The sequence below is a fragment of the Streptomyces sp. NRRL S-244 genome, assembly GCF_000717915.1.
GTDB lineage: Bacteria > Actinomycetota > Actinomycetes > Streptomycetales > Streptomycetaceae > Streptomyces.
The window spans coordinates 288,871-305,086 of sequence record NZ_JOCX01000003.1 but is presented as its reverse complement, the minus strand read 5'-3'; the positions used below and the strand labels follow the sequence as shown (position 1 = coordinate 305,086).

The 16,216-nt window shown below is 73.2% G+C and carries 12 protein-coding genes; 6 read left to right on the top strand and 6 right to left on the bottom strand.

Annotation, left to right across the window (positions count from 1 at the left end; genetic code table 11):
- Positions 1–74: 74 nt before the first annotated feature.
- The 3 genes from IF02_RS0105290 (at position 75) to IF02_RS0105280 (ending at position 2,761) form a co-directional block, all read left to right on the top strand.
- On the top strand, positions 75–524 hold the full coding sequence (locus IF02_RS0105290; RefSeq protein ID WP_051695808.1) for an SRPBCC family protein: 450 nt from the start codon (positions 75–77) through the stop codon (positions 522–524).
- A gap of 52 nt (positions 525–576) precedes the next feature.
- Positions 577–1,251: a (2Fe-2S)-binding protein gene (locus IF02_RS0105285; protein ID WP_030154065.1), complete on the top strand. Its 675-nt coding sequence runs from the start codon at positions 577–579 to the stop codon at positions 1,249–1,251.
- Between the two features lie 76 nt (positions 1,252–1,327).
- Positions 1,328–2,761, top strand: coding sequence for an alpha/beta hydrolase family protein (locus tag IF02_RS0105280; protein ID WP_051695804.1), 1,434 nt, complete (start codon positions 1,328–1,330; stop codon positions 2,759–2,761).
- Positions 2,762–2,796: 35 nt separating this feature from the next.
- On the opposite strand, the gene IF02_RS0105275 is transcribed toward IF02_RS0105280, so the two are convergent.
- Positions 2,797–4,572, bottom strand: a complete 1,776-nt coding sequence (locus tag IF02_RS0105275; RefSeq protein WP_030154063.1) for a S8 family peptidase — start codon at positions 4,570–4,572, stop codon at positions 2,797–2,799.
- Positions 4,573–4,862: 290 nt separating this feature from the next.
- The gene (locus IF02_RS0105270) at positions 4,863–6,221 is read right to left on the bottom strand and encodes a cation:dicarboxylate symporter family transporter (protein WP_051695802.1); all 1,359 of its coding nucleotides are present in this window, start codon (positions 6,219–6,221) and stop codon (positions 4,863–4,865) included.
- A gap of 108 nt (positions 6,222–6,329) precedes the next feature.
- Between IF02_RS0105270 and IF02_RS0105265 the strand changes: the two genes are divergently transcribed.
- Entirely contained in the window at positions 6,330–7,934 is a 1,605-nt protein-coding gene (locus tag IF02_RS0105265) for a sensor histidine kinase (protein WP_030154061.1), read from the top strand.
- A complete protein-coding gene (locus tag IF02_RS0105260; protein ID WP_051695799.1) occupies positions 7,931–8,671 on the top strand; it encodes a response regulator in 741 nt (246 codons plus the stop codon). The genes IF02_RS0105265 and IF02_RS0105260 overlap by 4 nt, the downstream gene beginning before the upstream one ends.
- On the opposite strand, the gene melC2 is transcribed toward IF02_RS0105260, so the two are convergent.
- Complete coding sequence (gene melC2, locus IF02_RS0105255) at positions 8,623–9,474, bottom strand: tyrosinase MelC2 (RefSeq protein ID WP_030154059.1); 852 nt, start codon at positions 9,472–9,474, stop codon at positions 8,623–8,625. The genes IF02_RS0105260 and melC2 overlap by 49 nt on opposite strands.
- On the bottom strand, positions 9,471–9,875 hold the full coding sequence (gene melC1, locus IF02_RS0105250; RefSeq protein ID WP_030154058.1) for an apotyrosinase chaperone MelC1: 405 nt from the start codon (positions 9,873–9,875) through the stop codon (positions 9,471–9,473). The genes melC2 and melC1 overlap by 4 nt, the downstream gene beginning before the upstream one ends.
- Positions 9,876–10,167: 292 nt before the next feature.
- Here melC1 and IF02_RS0105245 point away from each other — a divergent pair, with 292 nt between their 5' ends.
- Positions 10,168–11,559 carry a glutamate decarboxylase gene (locus IF02_RS0105245; RefSeq protein WP_030154057.1) on the top strand — a complete coding sequence of 464 codons (1,392 nt, stop codon included), beginning with the start codon at positions 10,168–10,170 and terminating at the stop codon, positions 11,557–11,559.
- Between the two features lie 207 nt (positions 11,560–11,766).
- On the opposite strand, the gene IF02_RS0105240 is transcribed toward IF02_RS0105245, so the two are convergent.
- A complete protein-coding gene (locus IF02_RS0105240) occupies positions 11,767–14,268 on the bottom strand; it encodes a DEAD/DEAH box helicase (protein WP_030154056.1) in 2,502 nt (833 codons plus the stop codon).
- 115 nt (positions 14,269–14,383) lie between these two features.
- Entirely contained in the window at positions 14,384–16,111 is a 1,728-nt protein-coding gene (locus IF02_RS0105235) for a sigma-70 family RNA polymerase sigma factor (RefSeq protein WP_030154055.1), read from the bottom strand.
- Between the last annotated feature and the right edge of the window lie 105 nt (positions 16,112–16,216).

The following is a 16,216-nucleotide window of genomic DNA, read 5'->3' as shown; positions in this document are numbered from 1 at the left end:
GGGGTGCTGCGGGGAATGCCTGGTCTGCGACGCTGGTTGCCCCGTGACAAGATCGAAAACCAGGGGAGCCCGGCATGACCGAGACCGTCACCCGCATCGAGTACACCCTGCCCGTGAACGACCCCGTGGCCGAGGACCAGGTCCAGCTGAGCCGTGACGACCTGTGGACGGGCCTGGTGGCCAAGGCCGCCGACCCGCGCCCCTTCGTACCGGCGATCACCGAGTGCACGGTCCTGTCGGAGAACCCGCAGGGCCTGGTCCGGGAGATAGCCCGGGCCGGGGACCGCTTCCGCGAGGTCGTGGTCTTCGACATCGGCCACCGCGTGAGCTTCCGCCGCTCGGACGAGAAGGAGGTCTGGACCATCGACAACGTCATCGACGAGGACCCGTCCGGCGCCCTCACCTTGACGTTCAGCGGCGAGTTCGAGCGCGAGTTCGCCGCCTCCCGGATCGCCGCGATGCGCACCTCCATGGCCGAGACGGCCGCCCGTACCCTCGCCGTGATCCGCGAGTCCGCCGCCTGACGCCCCCCGAGACCCCCCGAGAGCACCTGAGACCACCTGAGATCATCCGCGCATGGACTTGCTACTGAGCCGACTCGCCGCCGTCGGGCCCTTCTTCACCGTCCCGTACGGGAAGGAACCGCCCGGGGACGGCTTCCGGCCGCTGAGCGGGCTGTACGGGCCCCGGCTGGAGCCGTACGTCGCCGAGGTCGGGCGGCGGATCGGCAGCGGGCCGGGGCGCGTCGCGGCCTCGACCGCCCAGTTCGGGATCGCCTCGCGGCTGTGGTCGATCGGGCTCGGCTGCGCCGCGCTGGGCGGGCGGGTGCCGGACCTGGGGGCCGACCGGGTGTGGTGGCGGCTGCCCGCGGCGGGCTCGCTGGAACTGTGGCTGCCCGAGCCCGGCCGGGGGGACCTGCCGGTCGAGTCCCTCGGGGAGACCGTGCTCGGCAACCTCGCGGCCCTGGACGCGCGGCTGCGCGAGCGGTACGGGGTCTCGCCCAAGGTGCTGCGCGGCAACGCCGCGTCGGGGCTGGTCGGAGCGCTCCGGGTGCTGATCGACCGGGTCCCGGGCGGCCCGGCGGTGTCCCTCGCCGCGGAGCTGCTGGCCGAGGGCGGTGCGCTCGGCGGAACGGGCACCTTCATCCACGAGGAAGGCCTCGGGGTGGCGTTCGTGCGCCGCAGCTGCTGCCTCTATTACCAGGTCCCCGGCGGCGGCCTCTGCGGGGACTGCGTACTGCGCACCAGGTAACCCGGCAGGGCCGTCCGGAGCAGCCGGGGGTGTGGCGGGCGCCGGTCCGCCGGGGCGGCCTCCTACGGTCCCTTGCATGACGCACGCTCGCACACCGCATCCGGAGCCCCTGCCGCCGTCGCGGACCCCGTCGCGGCCCCCGGCGGGGCTGTCCCGGCGCGCCGCCCTGACCGGACTCGCCGCAGGCGCCGGGGTCCTCACGGTCGGCGCCGCCTCCGGCTGCGCGGCCGCCACGCCCCGGGCGGCCGCGGCGGCGCCCGATCCCACGCCGGGGGCCATGAAGCTGTTCGACGACCCCGGGTACAACTTCGCCGGGCTCCTCGCGCTCGGCGGGGCCGGGATGCGGGCCTCCGAGGTCGGCGAGGTGCTCACCGCCGTCAATGCCATCAACACCGCGGGCCTGTCCGCGCAGACCTTCACCGACACCTTCCGGTCCTGGGGCGACCGGCTCGCCGCGCCCCCGGCCGCCGGCCGCGACGGCGGCGACACCCCCTCGCAGACCCGCCGGTTCCGCTCGCTGCGGGCCGCCCAGTACTACGCCCAGGCCCTGTTCTACGTCCTCGGCACCCGCAGCCCCGGCGACGAGAAGGCCCTCTACCTGGCCGGCCGAAAGGCCTGGGACACCTTCGGACGGCTCTGCTCCCCGGCCGCCGTCCGCGCGCAGGTCCCGTACGGCAAGACCCGGCTGCCGGTCTGGTTCTTCCGGCCCGAGGGCCCCGACGAGCCCCGCCCGACGGTCATCCTCACCAACGGCAGCGACGGGCAGAACGTCGACATGTGGACGTACGGCGTCGCGGCCGCCCTCGGCCGGGGCTGGAACGCGCTCGTCTACGACGGCCCGGGCCAGGGCCAGCTGCTGTTCGTCGAGGAGATCCCCTTCACCACGCGGTGGGAGCAGGTGGTGGCCCCGCTCGTCGACTGGCTCGACGCCCGCAAGGACGTCGACAGCGGCCGGATCGCGATCACCGGCCTCAGCATGGGCGGCAACCTGGTCGCCCGCGCCGCGGCCTTCGAGCACCGGCTCGCGGCCGTGGCGTGCCTGCCCGGTGTGCTCAGCCCGTGGCTCGGCTTCGACAAGGAGCTCCGCGACATCGTCACCCCCGACAAGGCGCAGACCAACCGCGTCTGGAACGAGGAGGTCGTCCCCGCACTCACCCCGGAGCTCGCCGCCACCGTCAAGAAGCGCTTCGAGATCTTCTCGCCGGAGGTGCTGCGCGAGGCGCGGGCCGGCCGGATGTTCAAGGACCTCTGGACCCCGGCCCAGGTCGCGATCGGCCTCGACATCACCAAGGTCGTACCGCGGATCAAGGCGCCGGCGCTGGTCCTCGACTACGACTTCGAGCAGTTCTACCCCGGCCAGCCCCGGCAGATGTACGACCTGCTGCGCTCGAAGCGCGCGTACGTGAAAATGACGGAGGCCACCGGGGCGCAGTTGCACTGCTCCCCGATGGCCCCGCAACAGCACTGCGACGTCGTCTTCGACTGGCTCGCCGACGTCCTGCGGCGTTAGGCCGTGTCCTTCGGATCAGGCCTGGTCCGGCAGCACTAGAACGTGAGGTTCCAGGCGTCGATCTTGCCGGTGTCCGCGCTGGCGTTGTCGTTCACGCGCAGCTTCCAGAGGCCGTTCGCGACCTCGGAGGAGGCGTTGACGGTGAAGCTCTGGACGATGTTGTCCGTACCGCCGCCGGCCCGGTTGCTCAGGGTGTAGACGGTGCCGTCCGGAGCCACCAGGTCGACCTTCAGGTCACCGATGTAGGTGTGCTTGATGTCCACGCCCACCTTGAGGGTGGCCGGCGCGTTGCCGGTCACCCCGCTGACGGTGATCGGGCTCTCCACGGTCGCGTTGTCGTTGATCGCGAAGTCGCCGAGGTTCTCGAAGTACTTCCCGGGGGGCGGGGTGGAGCCGACCGCCTTCAGCGCGTCGACCTGGCCCTCGCCGAAGAACGAGTTGTTGGCCGCGGTACCGGTGCAACGGCTGTCCGAGGGGCAGGCGATGTCGTTGGCCTGGGTGGCCAGCTTGTCGCGCAGCTGCGCCGGGGTGATGCCCGGGTTGGTGCTGGCGAGCAGCGCCGCGACGCCGACCACGTGCGGGGTGGCCATCGACGTACCGCTCTTGGTGCCGTACTTGCCGCCCGGCACGGTGGAGTAGACGTCGCTGCCCGGGGCCGCGACGTCGATGACGCCGGAGCCGAAGTTGGAGAACGAGGCCTTCGAGGTGCCGGTGCCGTTCGCCGCGACCGTGACCACGCCCGGGAGCTCGGTCGGGATGTCGAGGCAGGCGTTGGTGATGGTGCGGGTGACCGGCGTCGAGTCGTTCGGGCTCGCGGAGTCGGTCGTCTTGTGGGCGAGGTCGTAGTTCTCGTTGCCCGCCGCGGCGACCTGGAGGGAGCCCTTGCCCTCCGCGTACTCCTGGGCGCGCTTGACGCCCTCGATGATGGCGGCCTGGTCGATGTTGTCCGGGCAGTTGAACTGCCACGGGTCCGTGTAGTAGCTGTTGTTGGTGACCTTGAAGCCGTGGTCACCGGCCCACACGAAGCCGCAGATGGTGTTCTCGGCGAAGAAGAACGAGTTGCCCGGCTCGGCGACGCGGACCGCGGAGATCTTCACGCCCGGGGCCACGCCGACGACGCCCTTGCCGTTCTTCGCGGCCGCGATGGTGCCCGCGACGTGGGTGCCGTGGCTGTCCACGTCCCGCCAGGCGCCCGTACGGGTGTCCGGCTTGCCGTACGCGCAGGAGACGGAGTCGGCGGCGTTGAAGTTCGGCGCCAGGTCCTGGTGCTGGTCGTCCACACCGGTGTCCAGGATGCCGACCTTGACGGAGGCGGAGCCGGTGGTGACGGCCCAGGCCTGGTCCGCCTTGATCTGGCTCATGTCGGCGCGGACGGGCTCGCCGGCCGGGGTCGTCGACTGGGCCGGGTTGGCGGGCAGCGCCGGGTTGTAGGCGTCGGCCGGGACGTCCGAGGTGCGGGTGGCGCCGACCTGCTGGACCCCGCTGACCCCGCGCATCGTCGCGGCGAAGCCGGCGGAGGCGGAGTGGGCGACGATCACGCCGATGGAGTCGAAGTTGGAGAAGACGGTGCCGCCGTTGGCGGCGATGGCGGAACGCACCGCCGAGCTGTCACCGGGGGCGGTGATCACGAGGTAGGCGCGGGTGCCGGCAACCCAGGTCGCACTCTGGGAAGTCGGCGCCGCGGCGGCCTTGCCCGCCGCCTTGGCGGGGGCGGAGGGGGCGGTCTGGCCGGAAGGGGAGACCGGGGCGGTGCCGGCGAGCGCGGCGGGGGCCCCGAAGGCGAGAGCGGCGCCGAGGGTGGCGGCCAGCACGAGAGTGCGTCGAGGTCGGCTGGATATGTGGGGTATCAATGCGTCCTCCGAAGACGGCCTGGAGGTGCTCATGACACCCACCGGGCCGTACGAAAACGAGTGGTGGACGCAAGATGTCAGACGCGTGCCCCGGTATGGAAGTACCTTTTACCGCACGACACTTAACGGCCCCGTGGCCGAAAATCGACCATGGGGCCGCGTGAGGGCGGCGTGAAGGGGATGTGAGGGCCGACCGGCCCGGGCACCGTGGGGGCGAGCCCGGCCCGGCCGGCCCGTGACGGGCGTTCCGGTCAGACCGGTACGCCGTCCTTGGCGCCGGCCGGCGACGGCGCGGGCACGGTGGGGAGCTCCGCGCCGTGGCCGTCGTCGATCAGCGTGGTCTCGTCGAACTCCAGGCGTCCCGCCAGGACTTCGGTGGCCCGCTCGCGGTCGAACTCCTTGGTCCAGGTGCCGATGAGCACCGTCGCCACCGCGTTGCCCGCGAAGTTCGTCAGCGCCCGGGCCTCGCTCATGAACCGGTCGATGCCCACGATCAGCCCGACGCCGTCGACGAGCTCCGGCCGGTGCGACTGCAGCCCGCCGGCCAGCGTCGCGAGCCCCGCGCCCGTCACGCCCGCCGCACCCTTCGAGGCCACGATCATGAACAGCAGCAGCGAGATCTGCTCACCGATGGCCAGGGGCTTGCCCATGGCCTCCGCGATGAACAGAGAGGACATCGTCAGGTAGATCGCGGTCCCGTCCAGGTTGAAGGAGTACCCCGTCGGCACCGTGATGCCGACCACCGGCTTCGAGACGCCCAGGTGCTCCATCTTCGCGATCAGCCGGGGCAGCGCCGACTCCGAGGAGGAGGTCGAGAGGATCAGCAGGAACTCGCGGCCCAGGTAGCGCAGCAGCGAGAACACGTTGAGCCCGGTGCACACCCGCAACAGGGTGCCGAGCACCACGAACACGAACAGCAGGCAGGTCGTGTAGAAGCCGATCATGATGACGGCCAGTGACTTCAGCGCGTCCATCCCGGTCGCGCCGACCACCGCCGCGATCGCGCCGAACGCGCCCACCGGCGCCGCCCACATGATCATCGCCAGTACCCGGAAGACCAGCTTCTGCACGTGCCCGATGCCGCGCAGCAGCGGCTCGCCCGCCGTGCCCATGGCCTGGAGCGCGAACCCGCACAGCAGCGCCACGAGCAGCGTCTGGAGCACCTGCCCGCCGGTGAAGGCGGAGACCAGGGTGGTCGGGATGATCCCCAGCAGGAACTCGGGCGTGCTCTGCGCCCCGCCCGCCTTGGCCTGCGCCTCGCCGGCGTGCTTGACGGCCTCGGTCAGGTGCAGTCCGCTGCCCGGCTCCAGCAGGTTCCCGACGAGGAGGCCGATCGCCAGCGCCACCGTGGACATGATCATGAAGTAGCCGAGGGCGAGGCCGCCCACGGCGCCGACCTTCGCGGCCTTGCGCACCGACCCGATGCCCAGCACGATCGTGCAGAAGATCACGGGCGAGATCATCATCTTGATGAGGTTCACGAAGCCGGTGCCCAGCGGCTTGAGCTCCACGGCCGTGCCGGGTGCGGCGAAGCCGACGGCGATGCCGAGGAGCACCGCGGCGATCACCGCGATGTACAGATAGTGGGTCTTGTCGCGTCTGCCGGCCACGGCTCGCCTCCTGATGGTGAATACGTCCCGGGAGGACCATCGCCCGAGGCTGTGACCCCGGTCACCCTTGCGTTCATTGAGTTCACGGCCCGGTGCACACTGAGCGTCATGTTCCGTTTCCCCCGACCGCCGCGCAGCCTCGCCGGCCAGCTCTTCGCCATGCAGGTGCTGCTGGTCGCCGTGGTCGTGGCCGGCTGCGCGGTCTTCGCGTACGCCACCGCCCGCGGGCAGGCCGAGGAGGCCGCCCGGCGCCAGGCGGGGGCCGTGGCCCGCGCGGTCGCCGACTCCCCGTCCGTACGCGAGGCCGTACGCGGGGCCGCGAAGGGGGGCGACCCCTCGGCCGCGCTCCAGCCCTACGCCGAGCGGGTCCGCGTGGACTCCGGGGTGGACTTCGTGACGATCATGGCCCCGGACGGGCGGCGCTGGACTCACCCCGACCCCCGCCGCATCGGCGAGCCCTTCATGGGGAACACCGCCCCCGCCCTGCGCGGAGAGACCTTCAGCGAGACCTACACCGGCACCCTCGGGCCCTCCATCCGCGTGGTCACCCCGCTCATGGACGACGGCCGGGTGACCGGCATGGTCAGCTCCGGCATCACCGTCCGCGCGATCAGCGCCCGGCTCGCCGAGCAGCTCACCGCCCTCGCCTGGGTCGCGGCCGGTGCGCTCGCCCTCGGCGGAGTCGGCACGTACGTCGTCAACGCCCGGCTGCGCCGGCACACCCACGGGATGAACGCGGCCGAGCTCAGCCGGATGTACGACTACCACCAGGCGGCCCTCCACGGGGTCCGCGAGGGCCTGCTCATGCTCGACGGCCAGCGCCGGATCACCCTCATCAACGACGCCGGACGCGAACTGCTCGGCCTGCGGGGGGACGTCCGGGGCACCGGCGCCGCCGACCTCGGGCTGCCCGCCCCGCTCACCGGCGCCCTGCTCGCCGACCGGCCCCGTGTGGACGAGGTGCACCTGACCGCGGACCGGGTGCTCGTCCTCAACAGCTCGCCCGTCGCGGGCGGCGGCCGCCGCGGCACCGTGGTCACCCTCCGCGACCACACCGAACTCCAGTCGCTGACCGGAGAGTTGGATCAGGAACGCGGATTCACCGAGGCGCTGCGCTCGCAGGCCCACGAGGCCGCCAACCGGCTGCACACCGTGGTCTCCCTCATCGAGCTCGGCCGCGCGGACGAGGCGGTGGACTTCGCCACCGCCGAACTGCAGCTGGCCCAGGCCCTCACCGACGAGGTCGTCACCGGCGTCGGAGAGCCCGTCCTCGTGGCCCTGCTGCTCGGCAAGGCCGCCCAGGCGCACGAGCGCGGAGTCGAACTGGTCGTCACCTCCGACAGCCGGGCCGTCGACGGCCGCACCGGAGCCCTCCCGGCCCGGGACCTCGTCACCGTCCTCGGCAACCTCCTCGACAACGCCGTCGACGCCCTGACCGGCGTCCCCGGGGCCCGGATCGCGGTCACCGTCCGGCCCGACGGGGACGGACTGCTGCTCCGCGTCGCCGACAACGGCCCCGGGCTGCCCACGGGCGCCGCCGCCGATGTGTTCCTGCGCGGCTGGTCGGGCAAGGGAGAGGGGCGCGGCCTCGGCCTCGCCCTGGTCCGGCAGGTGGCCCACCGGCACGGCGGCAGTGCGGTCGCCGCCGAAGGGCCGGGCGGGGGAGCCGAGTTCACCGTACGACTGCCCATGCGAAGGGAGCCGACAGCATGAGCGACGAAGCGCACGGGGCCCACGAGACCGCCGGGGCGCCCGACGTGCGGGTGCTGGTGGTCGAGGACGACCCCGTCGCCGCCGACGCGCACGCCCTGTACGTCGGCCGGGTGCCCGGCTTCACCGTCGTCGGCGCCGTCCACTCGCTCGCCGGGGCCACCCGGGTCCTGGAGCGGACCCGGGTCGACCTGCTGCTGCTCGACCTCACCCTGCCCGACGGGCACGGACTGCGCTTCGCCCGCCGGCTGAGGGCCTCCGGGCATCCCGTGGACGTGATCGTCGTGACCTCGGCGCGGGACCTGGCCGTGGTGCGCGAGAGCGTCTCGCTGGGCGTGGTCCAGTACGTACTGAAGCCGTTCGCCTTCCCGACGCTGCGCGAACGGCTGCTGCGCTACGCCGAGTTCCGTGCCACCGCGGGGGAGGCCGCCGGCCAGGACGACGTGGACCGGGCGCTCGCCGCCCTGCGCGCCCCGGCCCCCGCCGAGCTCCCGAAAGGGCTGAGCGCGCCGACCCTGGACCGGGTCGGCGCGCTGCTGCGGACGGCGCCCGAGGGGCTGACCGCCGCGGGGGCCGCCGAGGCGGCCGGGATCTCGCGGATCACGGCCCGCCGCTACCTGGAGCACCTGGTGGACACCGGGCGGGCGGACCGCACCCCCCGCTACGGGCAGGTCGGCCGCCCCGAACTGCACTACCGCTGGCTGGCGGCGGCCGGGACCGGTTCCGTGTCGAAGGTGTAGAACTTCCGGTGGTCCAGCAGGTCGGCCGGTGCCACGTCGTTCCACGGCCGCATGGTGTCGTGCAGGTCGACGACGTTCGCGGTGCCGGCGGCCGGCAGGTACGTGGACTGCGGGTGGCGGGCCTGCCACTCGGCCCACAGCTTGTCGACGTAGGCGTGGTGCATCCAGAACACCGGGTCGTTGGGGGAGACCCCGGTCCCCATCTGGCCGCCGACCCAGACGTGCACCCGGTTGTGCAGGTTGGCGCCGCGCCAGCCCTCCAGGTGGTTGCGGAAGCCGTTCGAGGAGCTGTTCCAGGGGGCCATGTCGTACACCGGCATGGCGAGGACGGCCTCCACCTCGGCCTTGGTCGGCAGTTCGGCCACGCCCTCGCCCAGCGCGCGGCGCAGGTAGGCGCGCCCGTCCACCCGTACGTTCACGTTGAACTTCCCGGTGGAGTACGCGAACGGACCGTCCATGACCTGCCCGTCGCGGGCCCGGCCGGTGCCGCCGAGGAAATCGGCGGCCCAGAGGGAGGAGCGGGAGGTGCGGTCCGCGGTCCAGTCCCAGTACGGGAGCGAGACCTTCGGATCCACTTTTTGCAGCGCGGCCTCGAACTCCAGCAGGAAGCGGCGGTGCCAGGGCAGGAAGGAGGGGGAGCGGTGGCCCACCCGGTCGCCCGAGTCGGTGTCGCTCATGATGAACCCGTTGTGGGTGGTCACGAAGCGGTCGTACGCGCCGGTGCGCTTGAGTTCGAGCAGCGCGTTGGTGAAGGCGCGCTTCTCCTCGGGGGTGAGGGCGGCCTGGTTCTTGCGGACGGTCATGCCGTGCCTCCCATGGGCGCGAACGGGGCGAGGACGGCGCCCTGGAGCTCGCGCACGGCGGCGCGGGCGAGCGAGGTCGGATCGGCGAAGGTCTCGTAGTGGTTGACCACGCTGATCCAGGTGCCGTCGGCGTTGCGCATGACGTGCAGTTCGCGTCCGTCTATCCGGACCGTGGGCAGGCCGTCGTGGCCGCCGCCGTGATGGCCGCCGTGGTGGCCGCCCCCGGTCGCGCCCGGGGTGATCTGGATGCGGCGGCCCTGGTACACCTCGTCGACCGTGCCGCCGGGTATGGAGGCGCGGGAGTCGGCGGCGGCTGCGTGCGCGGTGGCGCCCGCTATGCCGAGGGCGGAGAGTGCGCCGGCTGCGGTGCCCAAGGCCTGCCGGCGGGTGATCTTGTTCATGGGCCGAAGAACTATCAGGACGGCAGGGGCCGTTGACCGTTATCCGGACATCGACGGATAAGTTGCCCGTAGAACCAGTTGGTCGATCTTCCCGTCCGAACCGGCTCCAGCGGCCCGGACGGGAAGATCTTCATATAAAAGTGTACTGGACAGTAAGTTGTCCGGTCGCATGCCGCCCCTATGGGGGGCGTCACGCCGCGGAGTCGGCCGGAAGCTCTCGGTGGCGCGTCCGAATTCTCCGCTCGGGCGGCTAAAGCAATATTTGTGAGGATCAGTCACATATAGTCCGGATATGGCTCTTCATGAGACGAAAGACGCGAACGCCGTTGACGCCGACACGGACGTGTTCGCGTCCGCGCTGAGCGGCCAGGTCCTCCCGAAGTACCGGATGCCCGACGACCACTCGCCCACCGAGGTGGTCTACGAGCTGCTCAGCAACGAGCTCCTCCTCGACGGCAACGCGGCACAGAACCTGGCCACGTTCTGCACCACCTGGTCGGACGACGGCGTGCACCGCCTGATGAACCTGTGCCTCGACAAGAACATGATCGACAAGGACGAGTACCCGCAGACGGCCGAGATCGAGGCCCGCTGCATCAACATCCTGGCCGACCTGTGGCACGCACCGGCCGGAGCCCGGGCCGCCGGCTGCTCCACCACCGGATCCAGCGAGGCCGCCATGCTCGGCGGCCTCGCCCTCAAATGGCGCTGGCGCACCCGCCGCCAGGCCCAGGGCCTCCCCGTCGACCGGCCCAACCTGGTGTGCGGACCGGTCCAGATCTGCTGGGAGAAGTTCGCCCGCTACTTCGACGTCGAGCTGCGCCAGATCCCGCTCGAGGCGGATGCCACCGGACTGCGCCCCCATCAGCTCGCCGAGTACGTCGACGAGAACACCATCGGCGTCGTCGCCATCCTCGGCGTCACCTACACCTGCGACTACGAGCCCGTCGCCGAGATCGCCGCCGAACTCGACCGGATCCAGGCCGAGCACGGCTGGGACGTCCCGATCCACGTGGACGGGGCCAGCGGCGGCTTCGTCGCCCCCTTCCTCCACCCCGCCGTGGTGTGGGACTTCCGGCTGCCGCGCGTCGCCTCCGTCAACGCCTCCGGGCACAAGTACGGGCTCGCTCCCCTCGGCGTCGGCTGGATCGTGTGGCGCACCGGTGACCTGCTGCCCCCGGAGCTCGTCTTCGACGTGGACTACCTCGGCGGCGACATGCCGACCTTCGCCCTCAACTTCTCCCGCCCCGGCGGCGAGGTCATCGCCCAGTACTACCTCTTCCTGCGGCTCGGCCGCGGCGGCTACCGGCGCGTCCAGCAGGCCTGCGCCGACACCGCGCAGTACCTGGCCGGGGAGATCGCCGCGATGGGCCCCTTCACCATCCTGTACGACGGCACCGGCGGCCTCCCCGCCGTCTCCTACCGGCTCACCGACCAGGCCGCCTCCGGCTTCAGCCTGTACGACCTCTCCGACCGGCTGCGGATGCGCGGCTGGCAGGTGCCCTCGTACCCGCTGCCGGCCAACCGCGACGACACCGTCATCCAGCGCGTGCTGATCCGGCACGGAGTGACCCGCGACCAGATCGCCCTCCTCGTCACGGACCTGCGCAACGCGGTGGAACACCTCACCGCCACACCCCCGCCGGTCCCGGCGACCGAGCCCCGCTCGGGATTCCACCACTAGGGGGTGTCCGCACAGTCCTGCCTGGCCCGCGGCGTCTGGTGCCGCGCCTCGCCGCGTTGTCGGGGCGCCCGAGTACGTCCAGTACACGGGCGCCCCTCCGCCTTGCGATGCACGACACCAGACGCCGCGGGCGGCGCCCTGCGGGCGCCCGGCACGACTGTGCGGGCACCCCCTAGGCCCAGCAGTCGGGCCCCGGCCGGGCGGCGCTCAGGGGGAGGTCGACCAGCGCATGTCGAGCGCCTCGAGGGCGGCGATCCGGTCCGGGGGCAGGGCCGACGCGCGCGAGCGCTGATTGGCGATCCAGACGCCCAGGCGGACGTCCTGCGCGCCGACCCGTTCCACATGGGCGCGCGGGACCCGCAGGTGCTGCTCGCGGTCGTGGAACCGGCGGGCCGCGGCCAGGTGCTGCGCCCACTTCTCGGCCTGCGTGCGCCGCGGCCGCGGGCGCTCGGCCGCGCCCGCCTCGGTCACCCCGAGCGTGTGCTCCAGCAGCCAGCGCTGCGCCCAGGACAGCTGCTCCCAGGCCAGCCGCTGAACGCGTACCCACCGGCCCAGGTCCTCGCCCTGGACGACCACCTCGCCGGGGGCGAGCGGCAGCCGGCCGCCCGCGTCGAGGTGGACGCGGGTCAGGTGGAAGGCGCGCTGCCAGGAGACGTCCCAGGCCGGGCACCACGACGCGTCGATCGCCTCCAGGGCCTCCCGGCGCTCCTCCGACAGGGCGCCCCGGCCCTCGCGGCGGGCGGCGGCCCGCTGGTTCTTGACCCACACCCCGACCGGCGCTCCGCGCCAGGTGGCCTCCGCCGGCGGCAGCAGATGGCCGTGTTCCGCCGCCCAGCCGCGGGCCGCCGCGAGCCCCTCCTCGTAGGCCACGTCGAAGTGGCTCCACACCATGCCGAGTTCGTCGAGCTGCGCGACCCGCTCCCGGCCGAGGGCGCCCCGGCGGTGGGTGCGCCGCACGTCCGCGATCCACTGGCCGAGCGGGAACCGGGCCAGCGCGGGCGGCCAGGCCTCGGCGGCGGCCTCCGTACCGGCTCCAGGACCGGCCTCCGCACCGGCTCCAGGACCGGCCTCCGTGCCCGTCGCGACAGGCGGCCCGGCCGGCACCTTGAACGCGAACGGCACCCGCAGGTCCCCGGCCCCGGCCGCGTAGATCCGGGCGGCCTCCACCCCGCGCCGCCAGTGCTCGCGCTCCGGATGCAGCACCCGCAGCCGGATGAACGCCGCCAGCAGCGCCGGATCCCGGGGGGTGGAGAAGCTCAGCAGGGCCCGCGCCCCGGTCCGCATCCCGCCTCCCCCCTCGGCCACGGCCTCGGACCCCGCCCGCGGCCGACTGGGGGCCTGCGGCTGCGCCAGCGATTCGACCAGCCGGGTGTCGTGCGCCCGCAGCGCCTCCAGCAGCCGCGCGAGGTCCCCGTACGCCCGCGAGGTCAGCATCGAATCGGCGCTCTCGTCCGGCCCCAGCAGTACGGGCACCACCAGCGAGGCGACCTTGCCCTCGCCGGGGCGGATGCGCAGCGCCCGCCCGACGGCCTGGACCAGGTCCGGCATGGACCCCCGTACGTCGGCCCAGAAGACGGAATCGCACTCCTTGGTGTCCACGCCCTCGCCCAGCACCCGGACACTGCCGAGGAAGGCCTTGTCCGCGCCCCCGTCCGCCGCGAACTGCGCCAGCACCCGCCGCCGGTGCACCGCCGTGTGCTGCCCGCACAGCCAGTCCGCCCAGACCGTACGGGGGTAGACCGGCTCCGGCGCTCCGGCAGCGGCCCGCAGCCGCCGCGCCACCGCCGGCAGCCCGGCGGCGAACGCCTCGGCCTCCCGGGTCAGGTGATGGAAGACGAGGGTCCGCCGGAACCCCTGGTCGGCGGCGGCCTTCACCAGCGCCGCCTGCAGGGCCGCCAGCCGCGACCCGCGCACGGCGTCGGAGCGCGCGTCCGCACCCAGCAGCACGGCCGCCTGGAACCCCGGATCGCTGACGTCCACGCACACCACCCGGTACGGGGCGCAGATGCCGCGGTCGATGGCCTCCGCGAGGGTCAGGGTGTGGCAGCGCGCGCCGAAGGGGCCGTCGGGGTCGTCCTCCATGGACGCGACGAGCTCGCCCCGCCCGCGGCCGCTCCCCTCGTCCTCCTCCGCGCCGTCCTGCCAGACCCGGGGCGTGGCCGTCATGTACAGCCGCCGGACGGAGGGGATCCGGGTGTTGTCGTGCACCACGGCCCACGGCTTCCCGATCCGCCCGGACGTACGGTGCGCCTCGTCGACCACGATCAGGTCCCAGCCCGGCAGCCCGGCGAGGTGGGCCTGCTCGACCGTGCCGAGGCCCAGCGAGGCGTAGGTGGCGTACACCGTCACCCGGTCCGCCGACGGGCCGGCCCAGCGGGCCAGTTCGGCGGGATCGGTCGTAGCCTGCATGCCCGCGTCCGCGGGGCGCAGGGAGCACACCGCGAGGGCGCGCCCGGTCCGGCCGCCCTCCCGCCAGGCCGCCGCCGTCTGTACGAGCAGGTCCAGCGAGGGCACGAGGACCAGCACCCGCCCGGCCCGCAGCTCCTCGGCCGAGCGGACGGCGACCAGGGACTTGCCGGAGCCGGTGGCCATGATCACCTGGGTCCGCAGCCCGGATACCGGCACCCGGCCGTCGGCGGGCAGTTCGAGAGCCCGGAGCACCGCGTCGACGGCCTCCCGCTGGTGCGGACGGAGCTCTTTCCTCGCCATGCGCCCTGCTCCGTCCGCCCGCTCGCCTCGGCTCCGATCAGCCCTTTCGGCTCCAGACTCCATCCTGCACGACATGTGAAGCGTGCGGGTCCGCGCCGCGAGCGGAGCGGATGGATCACATCTTGGCGCCGAAGTTCTGCGTCCACCAGGGGCCGCCCGGGCCCTGGTGGATGCCGACGCCGATGTCCTTGAAGGAGCAGTTGAGGATGTTGGCGCGGTGGCCCGGGCTCTTCATCCACGAGTCCATGACCGAGGCCGCGGTCTGCTGGCCCCGCGCGATGTTCTCGCCGTACGTCGACCAGCGGTACCCGGCGGCCGTCGTCCGCTTCCCCGGGTCGGCGCCGTCGGGGTTGGTGTGGTCGAAGAAGTCCCGGGCGGCCATGTCGTCGGAGTGCCCCTGGGCGGCGGACCGCAGCTGCGGGTCCTCCTTCAGGGGGCCGCAGCCGGCCGCCGCGCGCTCGGAGTTGACCAGCGCGATGACCTGCCCGGCGACGCCCGACGGGACGGGACCCGGAGCGGGCGCCGACGGGCGCGGAGCCGGCGCCTTGGACTTGGTCGGCGTGGGGCTCGGCGTCGGGCTCTCGGCGGACGGGCTCGGCGAGGCGGAGGCCGAGGGGGACGGGGAGGCCGACGCGGAGGGCGAGGCCGAGTCCGAGGGGGAGGCGGAGGCGGGGTCGGGAGCCGCCAGCGCGGACAGCGGGGCGGCGGGCGCGGCGCCGGTGTCCTTGTCGTCCGAGCCGGGGAAACCGCCGAGGTACGCGAGCCCGCCGCCCGCGACGCACGCGGCGAGCACCGCGCCGCCGACCGCGCGGCGGCGGCTCTGGCGGCGCTTGCGCAGGACGCTGCGGCCGCCGCCGGGGGTGGCGTCCGGTATGCCGCCCTGGGCGGAGACGGTGGGGGTGAGCTGCGTCGCGGCGTCGGAGACGTCGGTGCCGTCGAAGCCCGTGCCGCCGTCGGGGGAGTACGCCTGGGCGCCCGCGCCCGCGCCGCCGTCGTACGCGTACGCCGCGTCGGCCGGGGCGAAGCCCGCGCCCGCCGGGACGTAGCCGGCGGCCGCGGCCGACCGTATGCCCGCCAGCAGCGCCATCGAGACCGGGACCAGGGCCAGGCCCGCCAGCAGCCCCTCCGCCGGGAGCAGTCCGCTCCACAGCCCTGCGCACCGTACGCACTCACGCGCGTGCCGGGCTATTCGCTTGCGCCACAGCGTCGACGGCGCCCCGTCCCAGGTGCCCGTCATCCCGCGCAGACCCTCGCACGGCGGCTGCATGCCCAGCGCGCGCTCCACCACCCGGGCCGACTCCAGCTGCGCCTTCATCCGCTGCACCCGTACCGCCGTGTGCTGCGGGGACAGTTCGAGGGCCGCGGCCACCTCGGCGCGGGTCAGCTCGCCGGCGCACTCCAGCCACCACAGCGACAGCAGCGCCCGGTCTTCGGTCTCCAGCCAGCGGGTGGCGCGGGCCGTCTCCCGCTGCTGACCCTCGAGCTGGAGCCGCAGGACGGTCAGGTCCACGAAGTCGGCGCCCGGGTCGGCCAGTTCCCAGGCGGCTTCGAGCCCGCTCTCGCCGGGGGCGCTGTGCCGCGCCTGCCAGTGCGCCCGCACCCGGTTCATGGCGATCGCCACCAGCCAGGACCGGAAGCTGTCGTCCGACCGCAGGGTGCCGAGTCCGTCGAGCGCCCGCAGCATGGTGTCCTGCACCACGTCGTCCACGTCGACGGAGCCGTTCAGGGCGCGCCCGACGATGTTGTAGACGAGCGGCAGATAGGTGCCGACCAGCTCGTCCTGCGCGCGGGGATCGCCCGCGCGGGCGGCTGCCACCAGCTCTGCCGTGTGCTGTGTAGTCATGTGAGGTTCCCTGTCCGTACCGGCGGTCGATGATGCCCGATACCTGGGAGACCGTCGAGCGCGGCCCCGATAACGGTTATCCGGAAAAGAACCCGAAGAAATTCT